This is a genomic window from Paenibacillus sp. 481, from assembly GCF_021223605.1.
GTDB lineage: Bacteria > Bacillota > Bacilli > Paenibacillales > Paenibacillaceae > Paenibacillus_B.
The window spans coordinates 3681020-3694836 of the sequence record NZ_CP075175.1; the positions used below are offsets into that span (position 1 = coordinate 3681020).

Sequence of the window (13817 nt, forward strand, 5' to 3'; positions counted from 1 at the left end):
ATGAATATATAGGTAAAAAGTCTCAAAAACAAACTGTGTTGACAAAATAAAACATGGAGGCGTAAGATAATGGCAGGTTACAGGATATTTTAGACAATTGAGGGGTTGCGCGGAAGTCGCAATAAAATAGCACTATACAGTACTTTTTTCACGTTCGAATATTCGAATCGAAAATAGTTGGATGATAGAGCTAGTTGTTGAGATGGACAGGCCTCTTTGTTGTTATTTCAAGAATAGAAAGGAGGGAGTTGTAAGCCTTTGCAATGCCCGATTCTTCGCCCACTTCACTGAAAACGGCGCTGTAAAGTGCTTATAGCTGACTACCGTGGAAATTATTTATCAAACGAACCGGACGATGTTGTTTGAAGAAATTAACCCGGAAAAGCTCGACATTATGACTATCGTGGGGGATGTAAAAGGAATAGACAGCCTCAGTGACGATAAGATTAAAGAAATTAATCAACATTTGCTCATTAAAAGTTTTGATGAGTTTTTAGAAAAATTTTCCCCGACAGTGTATTCATTCTACAATGCAAGCAATCAAAAAGTGGTGTACACACTGAAAAAGCCGGACGGCATTTCCGATGAGTGCATCTCTGAAATCCGCATTGATCAACACAATGATTTCTTGAAAATGTTATTTACTTTAATTGATACGAAAAAAAGCCAAGGAATGACAAATGTCGATTTTAAGTTTGAAAACTTACTAGACATGATTTCGCCGAAAAAGGTTATGGATGATATTCGTCAAGTAAGAAAAGAAATTCATTACTTGTACGGTCAATATGACCAGTTGGATGAAGGTGATCCGAAGAAGCTTGATTTCGGTGATAAGCTGAACGGCATGTTTGAAGATGCGAGCAAGAACTATAACAATGTAATGGCGTTGCTCCCGCTCGCGATCGAAGATATTAAAACGCGATTATTGCTAGGCGGATCGCAAGAAGAGAACCAATCCGAAGCGATCCAAATTGGTATGCTGATGATCGGCGAGAACGGTGAATTGAAAATTATTGAAGCACCGAAAAGCGACAGTACAGCATTAATGATTATGGACGAGAACAGCAGTACAGGTCTTGTTAGCGTGTTTGAAGACGACTACGATTCTGTTACAGAAACGCCTTCGTCTTATGTTAAAGATCTCGTCGTACGTACATTCTGCCCACTGCCTGCCGTGCAAAATGAAGTCGACATTCAAACCGAAATCCAAAACTATAATACATATTTGGAATTTTACAAAAACGCAAAAGACGATTTTGTAAAAACAGTCAAGCCGCTTGTAGAGAAAATTTTAGGTGTCAAACTGTTCTTTGATCAGTATGCAATCAAAAACCGTGGCATGGCACCGTCAATGCTCGTAACAAATGTGAAGTTGGACATGCTCGTGAAGAGCAGCAACATTCCTCGTCTTGAAACGTTCCTGAATACCGTAAATGCTAAAAACGATTTCTCGGAGACGATCTGGTTCGGTATCGTGCCATCGATAGAGTTAGAAACTGCTGGCAAAGTTAAGGTCAGTCGTGAACGCTTTAAAGGCAATGAGAAAATTGTGAAGCAAGACGGCAACAATATGGAATCGCTGACGATGCTGCTTCAAGTCATTAAAGACTATAAAGTGCAATTGTTCTTCAGCTTTGAGTCTGGTGAAGAGACGACATTTAACAGCATGGCAACTTCGGGAATCGACAAGTACATCGATAAATGCAATGTACTTACCCGTAAAGAGTATAGCGAATTTGCCATTCCTGCTGTTCCTAACTTCACCATTATTCCAAAAGATAAATCAGGTGTTGTTATCGATAGCCGCATGTTGCAAACCGAGTACGGTGTGCAACTTTCGAAAGAGAAAGAAGATATTTTGAAGCTGTGGATCGAGGGCGTCTATGTAGGCGCAGCTTACATCGCGGCAGGTATCGTATCTGCTTATCAATGTCCTGAATATTTGCGTGAATACTTTAAGAGTATTAGCAAGGAGTATCCTGGTGTTCGTTTTGATATCGAAGCAGGTGAAAACAGCTTGCGTGCGGTTACGACGATGGCTAAGGAAATTTCCGGTTTCACGAACAATATTAAGGATTCGATTAACAGAAAGAACTTCGGTTTCGTCTTCTCCTCCGAGAATGCGCAGCTGCAAGGCAAAGACATTAGGCGTATTACCGTTTACAAAGCGCGCAGTCTAGCAATGGCTGAGGATGGATTTGATTCTATCTATAAGACGCTTGTGAGCACTTATATAGAGCGAATTCTCCGGTTCCAAACCGGCGACTTTAAGCATGACAATATCGCGAAGTTCTTCAGTAACAACCCAAGCAGTCAGAAGAGTAAATGGCTGAGCACTCGTGGGTATGTGAACTCCATCATCCATGACGGTGATGACATGAGCTACATTATCGATGATAAGAACAACTTGTGTCATATTGACTTAGTGTTTAACGGTAACGTTAAAAACCTTGAGGTTACGATTACAAAAGGCACGACGCCAGTCAAAGCATAAACCGCAGATGCCGCGAGCAGCGGTATCGTGAACGTATGGAGACGTTATTATGGGTTTATTTTCAAGCTTAAGAAGTATGTTTGAGGGAATTGTCAAACGATTCTCCTCTGAACATAGATCTCGGGAACGTACTAGTGTCCCGGGGGTACTTATACATTCCAAGGAGGTTTTATCTATGGGTTTCAGACTTAAAGTAGAAGGTTCCGAAACGATCGAGCTGGGAATGGACAACATCCAATCCGTAGTTTATGAGACAGACACACCGGATGATTCCAACGCAAGATCGACAGACGTAGGTGCTACTATCAAACTGTCGGGTAAAATCATCACTGCAACTGACGGCGATAGCGCTGACGACACAATGAAATTGGCATTGTGGTCGCTCGTATCTGCTGAAAAAGCAGACTGCTACCGTAAAGTAACGCTTGAAGTTATTGCTGCGGACCAAGTCGTACGCAAAATCCACCTGCCAAACGCATTCGTTGTAGACTACACAGAGCGTTATGGCGACACAGAAGGCGTAGGTACGTTCACGCTCTTCATCAAACAAAAGAAAGACAAAACAGAATTCACTAAAATCGAAGGCGGATACGCTGTTTAATCAGCCGAACCCTCTCTTGATTAAGGTGAACGACATTTCAAGGGGCTTATTGCCCCTTGAAATGTATATAAACGAACTTTTCGATATTGAAACAGCTCGAAATAAAAAAAGTGCAGGGATGAAAAAAGATGAAAAACTATTACGACATTTTGGAAGTGTCACGCAACGCTTCGCAAGAAGAAATGAAAAAGTCGTATCGCAAGTTAGCTAAAAAATATCATCCGGATGTCAATCCTGGCAACAATGACGCAGAAGCACGCTTTAAGGAAGTACAAAAAGCGTACGAAACGCTGTCAGATGAAACGGCAAGGCAAGCGTATAACGAACGTTTAGACGGAGGACGGGCGCATACGGGCAGCTCTTCAACCGGAACTGCGCAAGGTGGGGCAGACAAGCAGAGCAACCAAGCAAGTTCGCAACCGTTCGATATCCGCAACGTGGAAAAAAACTTTGAACAGTTTTTTGGCTTTAATCCAAAAACAAAGAAAGCATCCATCAAGAAGGACGATGCAAGCGCGAACAAAAATCCGCTTGATACGACCGATTTGTTCAATCGATATTTTGGAGCAAAAAAGAAATGACGCAGGACTAATTTAAAAGATTGGAAGAAAGCTCTCCCCAGTGGGAGAAGCGGCAACCTGCTCCTTTCTTTTGGCGATGTGATGGCAGTTGCAGCCATGCAGTCAAAGTGTGGGGCGCTTTTTAATTTGTTAAGCAGATGTTAGGGGTATTCAGGTTCTAGTAAACTTTGGAATTGAGATGTGAATCGGGGGGTTAGACGTGAGAGAAACGGCCATTTCAAAATCCATCTGGATTAGGGTAATAGATGTACTTATTGTCATTGTTGCGCTAGCAGCACTCTATTATGCTTACGTGATGAATACGAACAGCAGCGTCATGATCTACGCTACCATTCTACTTATTATTGCAGCGGCAGCATGGGCAATTAAAAAAATATTGGCCCCTGCTGGACACGAGGTGCGCGAAATAGGGGAAGGGATTTCGAAGCTCGTTCTGCTGGATGAAGAGGGGGAAAGCGTAAAGGAATGGTATATACAGGGGGAAACATCCTTGCTAGTCGGCAAAAGTTCCAGCCAGAGTGAGGTTGATATAGATTTATCGGATTCAGATTATGCATCCCTGATTAGCAAAAGCCATGCTGTGTTGAATTATGCAAAGGGGATCTGGTATGTGGAGGATTTGGAGTCCCGCAACGGGATTGGTATGAAACGGTCCATCTCCAGTGAAAAGGTAAAGCTGGGAAGTGATCAACCTCATCCATTGACGTCCGGCAATATTTTATACATAGCGAATACACGCTTGTTAGTGAAGTAATGAATAGGGTGTTGTGCAAACTTGATGCGAATTAAACGGAGGAATGAATAGGATGAGTTTGAGAAGATGCGCAAATGGTCACATGTTTAGTACGCGGAAGCACGGCAGCATATGTCCTTACTGCAGTATTTCAGTTGAGCCTGAAGTGGAAAGTAAAAAAGCGCCGATGAGGGCGGAAGATGATGATAGAACGATGCCGTACTTAGGCGAAACGGAAGGCATTTCGCCGGTAACCGGATGGCTCGTTTGTATCGAAGGGCCACAACTTGGCCAGGATTATCGCATTATGGCCGAGAAGAACTTTATTGGCCGTGCAGAGGAAATGCATATTCGAATCCTCGGTGATAACGCGATTTCGAGACGGAACCATGCGGTTATCGTGTACGACCCGAAAAAAAGAAATTTCTACTTGCTTCCAGGCGATGCTTCTGGATTGGCTTACCATAACAATGAAGCGGTCTATACACCAGTAGAGTTAGCGGCATATGACGTACTTCAACTGGGACGAAGCAAATTCATCTTCATTCCTCTATGCGGTATTCATTTTGAGTGGGATAACCAGTCGGACAAGGAATGATGACGATGATCGCAAAGTTGGCAGAGCTCAATCTGACACCTTACCTCATAGTATCGGCATTTGCTTTCGCATTATTAATACTTCTCTATCTCAGAAGGCGCTTAGTTATTCAGCAGTCCGCGGTGCCTAGTATGTTGATTGGCAATGGACAAACGATTGGTACACGGGAAGAGCAAGATGATTCTTTTTCGACTGTAGCAACTCGGTATGGAACTATCGCGGTACTTGCCGATGGAATTAGCGGGTTAGAAAATGGACGGATGGCTAGCACGGTAGCTGTAACCACATTTATTCGCGAATTTTTGAAGCTGGATGACTTACAGGTGCTCCCGGCTTTTTTTGCAAAAGCAGCTAAGTTAAGCAATAGCGAAATATTGCGTAATCTAAAAGGTGCACGAGGTGGAACGACACTCGTCGCCGCTGTAATTGCAGACGATTATTTGTATTGGGGAGCAGTCGGGGACAGCAGCATTTCCATTTTCCGTGATGGACAGTTTATAACGATTAATGAGAAGCACACACTGGAAACGGTATTACAAGATCGTTATTTGCGACATGAAATTACAAAAGAAGAAGTGCTTGATAATCCAATGGGCAAGCGCCTCGTTAATTACTTAGGGTACGACCGTTTTAAAAATATGGAAATATACAGCGATCCTATACCGCTCCATCCAGGCGATAAAGTTGTCTTATGTAGCGATGGAGTGTACAACACGTTGTCGGAAGTAGACTTGGAGAACATTTTATCTCAACCTATTTCTCCGTATGATGCTGCTCAAGAAATTATCCAAGCCGTGGAAGAAAAGGGATTGCACAATCAGGATAATGCAACAGTTGTAATTATGGAGCAAGGCTACTAGGCTTTGCTACGGCTTGAGAGAACATCTTTGGAGCAAAGGAGGAGCGGGAAGCGAGTATGAGAAAGGACAACAGCGAGTTTGTGACAGGCTTCGTGTCTGAAGCGGGCACTTTTGTACGAAATAAAGATTATTTCGCGTATATGGAGTTAGATGATAAGGCCTGTTGGGTTATTGCCGATGGGCTTGATTCAGATAGAGAGGTAGAAAGCGCGGAATTGGCGATAAAGAGCATTCTTGGACAGTTTCATGAGAAGCCGACGATGGCACGATTCAGACTAAAGCGTTATATGCGCGAAGCGAATGAGCTGTTGAAAACGGAAAGCAGGCGGGTAAGGCTAAAGGCGAGCTTGACGCTAATCGTAACTGACTATACACGTGTTAGATGGGTTGTAGCTGGAAATGCAAGACTGCATCATTTTAAGCAGGGAAGGTTGAATTTCAAAAGTAAGGATACGAGCTTGACACAGCAAATGTTGGATGGAGAACAAATCTCAGAGGATTGGCTCGATCGGCATGAAGAAAGGCATAATTTGCTCCAATATTTAGGAAAGCCGGATGAGTTTGAACCGTTTATTTCGAAAAAGTACAGGTTATCTGATGGCGATATTATGCTGCTCTGTACTTCAGGAATGTGGGAGAGCGTAAATAGCGCAGAAATGTCCGATGCCGTAGAGGAAGCTAAGGACGCAGACAGCTTAGTTGATACGCTGGAAGAGGTGCTACTAAGTAAGCAGCAGGGCGTTATCAAAAATTACTCTGCCGCGGCTATTTATGTGAATAAGATATTTGCAGAGGACCCGCAGCGAATATGGAAATGGGTAAAGAAGATAGGTTTGCTGCTGCTCGTTATGGTGTTGCTTGGCGGTGGCGTGTTGTTCTTTATGATTAGGGACGCTCAGCGTAAGGCGGAACTTGTGACAGGCATGCTGGAACATAAGCAAAATGGACAAGTGTTTATGGATGACGGCAATTATGAGAAAGCGATGAAAGAGTTTAGTGAAGGGCGAAATGCCGCGATTAAAATTAAGGATCGAATACATAGAGAGCTTCTTGGTAAAAAGCAACGGCTTGCGCAGTTAATTGTGGACGGGGACAAGCTCGTTAAGGACGGCGACTATGCGAAGGCGCTGCCGATGTACAACAAGGCGCATAAGGAAGCGCAGTCACAAAAAGATTTTGATATTAACGAAATTAATGAGCGTATCGAGCGGACGAAATCCTACATGAAGGTCATGGACTTGGTGAAGGAGGGCGACGTGAGGTTTGAAGGCGAAGATTACATGGGGGCGAAATACTCGTATCAAAAGGCACGTAAGGCGGCGATGGCTGCTTCTTTTGACGACGGGGAGAGCAAAATTAAAGAAAAGCTCGATGCGGTAGATGAAAAGTTGTATGGGGTTCATAAAGGGACGAAGCAGTTGGAAGCTGAAAAGCTGGAGAAAAAGGGCGATGAGAGTATGGCCGCCCAAGATTATACGGGAGCGATAGACTCGTTTGCTCAGGCGCAGGAAATTTATCAGGAAATAGGTATGCTGGAACGAGTGTTAGGCATGGAGCGCAAAATTACGAAAGCTGTGGAGAAGCTAGAGCCGGTACCGCCAGCTGGTGCAGCTGAGGGCGCGGGTAGTGCTGGTGCAAGCGTTGCTGGAACAGGTGCAAATGGAGGTGGCACTGGCGCAAGCGGTGGTGGCGGTGGAACTGGAGATGGTGCTAGCGATGGCGGAAGTGGAGCGAGGGTTGACGCGAATGGAGTGGCGAGCGGCTCGGGTGCGGGTACAGGAGCTGGAGTTGGAGCCGGTAGTGGTCCAGCGAGTAATCGTGAAGCTGGCGCCACTTCTGGAGGATCAGCGGAAGGCAGTGGCCGTGCTGGAAATGGAAGCGCCAACCGTGCTGATAGTCATGCTGCTAATGGTAATGGGGCTGCAAAGGGACAGGCTGGAGAAGGGTCTGAAGCGAAGGAGCCAAAGGGTGAAGGAGCAGTAGTTAAAGAGAAGGAGCCAAAGGGCAAAGGAGCAGTAGTTAAAGAAAAGGAGCCAACGGGCGAAGGAGCAGCGGCTAAAGAGAAGGAACCAGCGAGCGAAGGAGCAGCAGTCAAAGAGAAGTCTGGTGCAGGTGTAGCAGTGCCTAAGAATACTACGGAACCTTCTGTCCCTAAGGATAGCGGGAGCAACGAGGCTCCGATAAAAGAAACCCCAGCACCATCACCTACAGACGGAATACCACCGACAAAGGTGCCAGAGGAACAACGTAAGCCTAAGGAACCCGAAACGAAGCCAGAACAACCTAATCCGTAAATACAGCTCTGTGGAAAATAGAAGCTAGTCATACCGTGCAGAGGAGGGAGAGAACAAAAAGCTATGAAGGACATCGTACAAGATAGGCTGAGCAAGATGGAAGACTTGGAGCAGCGTAAAATGTTGAAAAATATCGTGACGAGCGTATTTCTTAATTTGGTTGAATATCAGGAAGAGATGAATCGGAAGCTGGAAGAGCGGGTATTTAACGAAATCGAGGATTTGGGAGAGCGGCACGATATTTATGTAACGATGTGTGCACGAGAGGACATAGATCCGATTCACGAATTTTTGTACCCGATGATTCCGAGCGATGCAGAAAAGAAAATGTGCGACATGAAAAGCTTGCTAGCCAAGTTAAGTCAGCGTGAAGAGGCGTGTCTATTAACTTTGTTTCTGGAGTGTGACTACGCAACTCTTAAGCAGCTCATTTACAGTCGCCGTACGTTTACAGGCGAAATTGTGACTGCTAGCGGCAACCATCGCATTGAAGTGCGGCTTGCACAGAACCCGACTTATATGGCGGAAATTGAAAAGCTGTACCACGTCTTTCAAAAAAACAATTTACCGTGGAAGACGGTGAACAATCCGTACGCCTATAAGTTTTTTGACGTAATGCTTATTGCTTGTGACAGCACGTTGTCGGAAGAGGAAGAAATTTTAGAGATTTCAATTAACTTAGAGCAGTACGAGCCGTATAAACAACTCGACAAAGTGCCTTTGTGGAACATTAAGCGGCTTGAATTAAGAAACGCGGGTTTTCCAATTCCGGCTAAGGATCGCGTCAACTTCGAGCATGTGTTGTCACTTGTGCTGACGGGAACCGAGCACGGCTATCTTGTCGATGGTGATGAGTCCATGATGCGTTACATTAAGCGGACACCAGAAGAACTAACGATAGTTACACCTGAGGAAAAATCGAGTCTTTGGAACGTACTGCAAATTATACAGCCCGTGTCCAGTAAAATTCATAAGCTTGAGTACGAGCTTGTATCAAATAAGAAAAAGAGCAGCTTTACTGACCGATTTGCTCATAAACAAGCGTTGACAGTAAGGGCCAAAGGCGAAATTGTACGCATTGTTAATTCGTTCGAAAGTTCAAAGTTTGTAGATCTTGAACAGGTAATCATTTTAGAAAGTTCAGACGGTGAAGAAGCGACTTACGGTATGAATCCATTTATTAGTGATAACGTCAGAATGGAAAGCGACAAAAAGGTGATGCGGCTGCGCTTCCGGATTCCCGAAAGTAGTCAATTTATTATCCATGACATATTGAGCTTTATTGTATCCGAAGTTCAGATGTATTTTCCCGAATATAAATGTGAAGGAGAATGGGCTTGAACTACATCTGGGATCTCGTCATTAAGGCAGAACAGGCGAATTTAAGTAAAAAAAAGTTACAATTTAAAGCAGCTAAAGTGTATTCGCCATATATGGAATTAAGTACCGAAGTTCTTAATTCGACCGTAGTAGAACCTACCGTTGAAATCAATCCATATTATCGGTTCTATGCTATTTTCCGAGATTATTATGATGTTAACTTTACGGATGATTTAGAAATGCGAGACGCTTTTTTCGATCTTATTATTCACTTTTTGGCTGATATCGATCTAATGCAAGGAATGAACAAGCGCGAATATTATATTCGATTTGTACTAAGAGATATTGAAGCGGGTATATTCGGAACGAGTGTAAAAGAGAAGCTGCGACTGTTCGAGCAAGAAGAAAAAGAGGCGATTGCGCTCAATATATTGCGTTTATATGAGACAGGCGAAGCGGTTTATTTACTTAAAGATACGCTGCGTAAAATTTTCAAACATTCGACTATTTATGCTAATTGTGAAGAGCGAGATGAGCTTTTGTTCTATATCGGTCAGGAAGAAACAGAAATAGCGCGGGCTAAAATCGATCTCATTAAAGAAATATTTTTGCCGTTGCGATTTCATACCGATATTTATTGGGATTATCATTTTGGCATCATTGATGTCGACAAGACGATGCAAATTGATAATATGGCGCTCTACTGACCGTTAGGCCAAGGGAGGACACATGATGAGTTCAAACTCATATTCATATAAACTTTACAAGACGAATCGTGATCATAAAGCTCAACATATTACGAAATATACACGTGAGCAATTGTTGGAGATGACCACATTAGAGCTTCGCAACATTTGCTTTAAGGAAAAACTTATTGAAGGAATGGCTAACAGGTTGGATCGCGAAGAAATTCTACAAATCATTTTGAAATTTAGAAGTGCCGATGATCATTTACTTATTAGCAGTTACAAAAAAGGTGGATTTGAGCGCGTTGAAGCGGCGATAAATAAATATTTAAGAACGCCATTGTCCGACGTTGGGAACATTAGTATTCCAGCTCGAATGACGCTTTACACGGGCTTGAAAATAGGCAAGCTGGACAACTACCGAGTCGAAATAAGCAGCGGTATTACAGAGTCAAATGTGCTTCTTGTCAATGAACATGATGAACTATGTGGCATTTTAAATGTCATAGAAGATGGTCGGAAAGCGGGCTCGTTTTACTTAGCTACAGAGCATGAGATTGAGCTGAGGAAGACAGCTAACAAAAATTACAGCCTCCTCTTTTTTAGGAAGCAGGATTCTGATTATGTGTACAAAAGTTATTACCAAGAACATCCGCTACCTCCTGCCAATTTGTATTATTGCAAAGTGCCGATTTCTGACTTGGAAATACGGGAGTTAGAGACGACTGATGCGGTATTAGCGATTGATTTTGGTACATCGAGTACGACTGCTGGTGCATATTTGGATAACAGGTATATCTCAGCTCCGTGCGACAATGATTTATTAAATGGCAGAGTTAAGCTTAATAGCATTAATTATGTCGTGTTTCCGGAAGAGATAAGCAAAGGCGATGAGGAATGGATTGAAATGTTACCGACAGTCGTGAGTGTGGCCGATTGTACGGATCCGACGGATGTAAGGTTTAATGTCGGGTATGAGGCGCTTAAATTTGCAAAAAGAAACGGATATAGTGGTCTAGCAACCGTATTTCATGGCTTGAAACGGTGGGTGAACCATTATGAGAAGACAGAAGAAGTGATGGATGGTCACGGTAATACAGCGGTTATTACGCGAAGTGACATGTTAAGAGCTTATATGAAAGTTGTTATTCAAACGGCAGAGCACCAGTTTAAGTGCCGATTTAAATATTTGCATATTTCGAGTCCGGTAAAGATGAAAGTGCAATTTATTCAAATGTTTACGAAAATATTGCATGAGTACCAAATTGAAACCGACGATGCGTTAGATGAGGGAATGGCCGTACTGTTTAATACGATTGCTAATCAAATTGAAAAAAATAGTTACCTAGACGGCGAAGAGTACAAAGCACTTGTAATCGATTGTGGTGGCGGTACGACAGATTTGTCGTCTTGCTCTTTTAGCATTGAGGATGGACATATGTCTTATCGACTGGATATTCATACGTCCTATGAAAATGGAGATACCAATTTCGGCGGAAACAATATTACGTATCGCATTATGCAGTTTATGAAAATTGTTTTTGTTGAATATTACATAAATAAACGTTCTGTTACGGACATCGATGACATTATTGATATTCCAGGTACAGATATATATAGGCATGTAGATGAGTTTGGGGTGGGGGCAGTCTATGAACAACTAGAACTTCACTACCAAGCGGCTGAACGCATGCTACCTACAAGATTTAAACAATATGAAAATAGAACACGTGACGAATACCATCGCGTGAGAAATAATTTTTACTTTTTGTGGGAGCTTGCGGAAGAGATGAAAAAGGAGTTTTTCCGCAAGACAGGCATGCTTCGCAATCGTTTCAATGATACACATGCGCAGCAGGATGACCATGATTTGAAAGTAACGACGATCGATCGGTGGACGCTTTCCTTGCAAAAAGAAGGTAAGTTTATAGATGTTCACGATTTCCCAGACGTTATTTTTACTATTAAAGAAATTAATCAGCTCATAAGGGCTGACATTTACGATGTCGTTCGAAAGTTTCTTGAGGAGTTTTATCAAGATGGTTCCTTGCAACAGTTCTCCATTATTAAGCTTACGGGGCAATCTTGTCGCATCGATATGTTTAAAGAAGCGTTAAAAGAATTTGTACCTGGTCGCAGCATCGAGTTTAGGCAGAAGGCAGAAGATGGTGGGAAAGTGCCAGAATTGAAGCTTGCTTGTTTGCGTGGAGTACTCCGCTATTTGAGTGCTAAAAAAGCAGGTACGATAGAAGCGTCGATTACGAATCATGCGCCAGTCGTTCCATATTCGGTTACGGCTTTTACACATAGTCGACAAGAGAAAATACTTATTGCTCATCAAGAGAAGTTGGATCAAGTGTACGGCTATATTTCAAGACCAATCAACGTGGTCGAAATGGAAATTTATTTAAAAGATAGTACTGATCAAATGTTGCATAAATACGTATGCACGAACGATATGAGCAGTTATGAAGCCGTTCTATATGAAGATATCGTTAAGAGATTCGGCACCAAAATAGATCAGGACGATACGGACTCGATAACGAATGGGGAAGTTAAATTTTTCGTATTTTCAGATGAGCAGAATTGGGGCTTCTATGTCGTACCTATTGCTCGTCAGCATGAGCAACTGTATTTAGGCGAGAAGACCTTTTTCCCTTTTGAAAATGACTTATCTGAATTGGACTTCTTTGACGGTTTGAAATAAAGAACTCATGCGGAGAGGAGGGATGTTTTGTTTACGCAGTTCGTACCCCAATTTAATCGAGGCCGCATTTTAAAATCTGAAATGCTAGAAAACTTGCGTGATTTCCCGCGCAACTTCGTAGATATTTATTATAATGAGCATTCTAATGGCGTTATTTCGGGAGCGCATGTACATGTCGGTGAGGGTGTTCTGACCGTTAGGAAAGGTATCGTTAAGCATGCTGATCGCATTTACATGCTAGAGCAAGATGTTGAGATACCGTACCCTTCTGTAGGGAAGGAAATCCTGTTAAAAGTCCGCTTTCAACAGGAGGTTGAAGAGAAGGATTTCACGTCGTACCGAACCGAAATGGTGTTAGATGACAATATTCTCATTCAGCCTGATGAGTTGGAGCTTGCTCGCTTTAAGTTAAAGGAAGGCGCGAGATTGCGTTCTGACTATCAGAGTTTTGTGGACATGGCGACGGAGTACAACACGCTGAATATCATTCATGTGGAGTACGCAGCCACTCACAAAAGCACGATTCATCCCCTCGTATTGCGGAACTTTGCCGCAGAAATGTTGAAAAGAGCAAGTAAACATCCTTATGATATTGTGTTTGCCATGCTGTGCTTAAATGAAGGTGTACTTGAACGAGAGGTCATTCTTCAGTATATTTCCAATCGATTAGGGCTGGGGTATAAGGAGTATACGAACGTGCAAGTTCATAAACATTTAGGCAAAATACTGGACGACGTAGGCGGCAGTGGGAATTCGAGATCGGATTCCAGACACAGTGGCATGAAACGGATGATAGTGGACTAGATGGACAAGCAAGGTGTGGGCGTGCCACTTTTCAGTGGCGCACTTACTCCAAGCGGAGGCCATAGAAGTAGTTGAAATTGATACCCCAGTTCATATAGATACATGTTCAGATTTTAGAGTGGTCGTATCATGTGATTTT

The 13817-nt window shown here is 43.0% G+C and carries 11 protein-coding genes; all 11 read left to right on the forward strand.

Annotation, left to right across the window (positions count from 1 at the left end):
* Positions 1-325 precede the first annotated feature (325 nt).
* The 11 genes from KIK04_RS16280 (at position 326) to KIK04_RS16330 (ending at position 13678) form a co-directional block, all read left to right on the forward strand.
* Entirely contained in the window at positions 326-2494 is a 2169-nt protein-coding gene (locus KIK04_RS16280) for a transcriptional regulator (protein ID WP_232274669.1), read from the forward strand.
* Between the two features lie 175 nt (positions 2495-2669).
* Complete coding sequence (locus tag KIK04_RS16285) at positions 2670-3095, forward strand: membrane-associated protease 1 (RefSeq protein WP_232274670.1); 426 nt, start codon at positions 2670-2672, stop codon at positions 3093-3095.
* Positions 3096-3223: 128 nt separating this feature from the next.
* Positions 3224-3676 (forward strand): DnaJ domain-containing protein, encoded by a 453-nt coding sequence (locus KIK04_RS16290; protein WP_232274671.1) that lies wholly within the window; start codon positions 3224-3226, stop codon positions 3674-3676.
* 199 nt (positions 3677-3875) lie between these two features.
* Positions 3876-4430 (forward strand): FHA domain-containing protein, encoded by a 555-nt coding sequence (locus tag KIK04_RS16295; RefSeq protein WP_232274672.1) that lies wholly within the window; start codon positions 3876-3878, stop codon positions 4428-4430.
* A 52-nt stretch (positions 4431-4482) separates the two neighbouring features.
* Positions 4483-5007, forward strand: a complete 525-nt coding sequence (locus KIK04_RS16300; protein ID WP_232274673.1) for an FHA domain-containing protein — start codon at positions 4483-4485, stop codon at positions 5005-5007.
* A complete protein-coding gene (locus KIK04_RS16305) occupies positions 5004-5867 on the forward strand; it encodes a PP2C family protein-serine/threonine phosphatase (protein WP_232274674.1) in 864 nt (287 codons plus the stop codon). Before KIK04_RS16300 ends, KIK04_RS16305 begins: the two co-directional genes overlap by 4 nt.
* Before the next feature lie 56 nt (positions 5868-5923).
* The gene (locus tag KIK04_RS16310; RefSeq protein ID WP_232274675.1) at positions 5924-8161 is read left to right on the forward strand and encodes a serine/threonine protein phosphatase; all 2238 of its coding nucleotides are present in this window, start codon (positions 5924-5926) and stop codon (positions 8159-8161) included.
* A gap of 63 nt (positions 8162-8224) precedes the next feature.
* Complete coding sequence (locus KIK04_RS16315) at positions 8225-9502, forward strand: normocyte-binding protein (RefSeq protein WP_232274676.1); 1278 nt, start codon at positions 8225-8227, stop codon at positions 9500-9502.
* Complete coding sequence (locus tag KIK04_RS16320; protein WP_232274677.1) at positions 9493-10188, forward strand: iron-dependent peroxidase; 696 nt, start codon at positions 9493-9495, stop codon at positions 10186-10188. The genes KIK04_RS16315 and KIK04_RS16320 overlap by 10 nt, the downstream gene beginning before the upstream one ends.
* Positions 10189-10213: 25 nt before the next feature.
* Positions 10214-12874, forward strand: coding sequence for an acetate and sugar kinases/Hsc70/actin family protein (locus KIK04_RS16325; RefSeq protein ID WP_232278772.1), 2661 nt, complete (start codon positions 10214-10216; stop codon positions 12872-12874).
* A gap of 27 nt (positions 12875-12901) precedes the next feature.
* On the forward strand, positions 12902-13678 hold the full coding sequence (locus tag KIK04_RS16330) for a DNA and RNA helicase (RefSeq protein ID WP_232274678.1): 777 nt from the start codon (positions 12902-12904) through the stop codon (positions 13676-13678).
* The last annotated feature ends 139 nt before the right edge of the window (positions 13679-13817 follow it).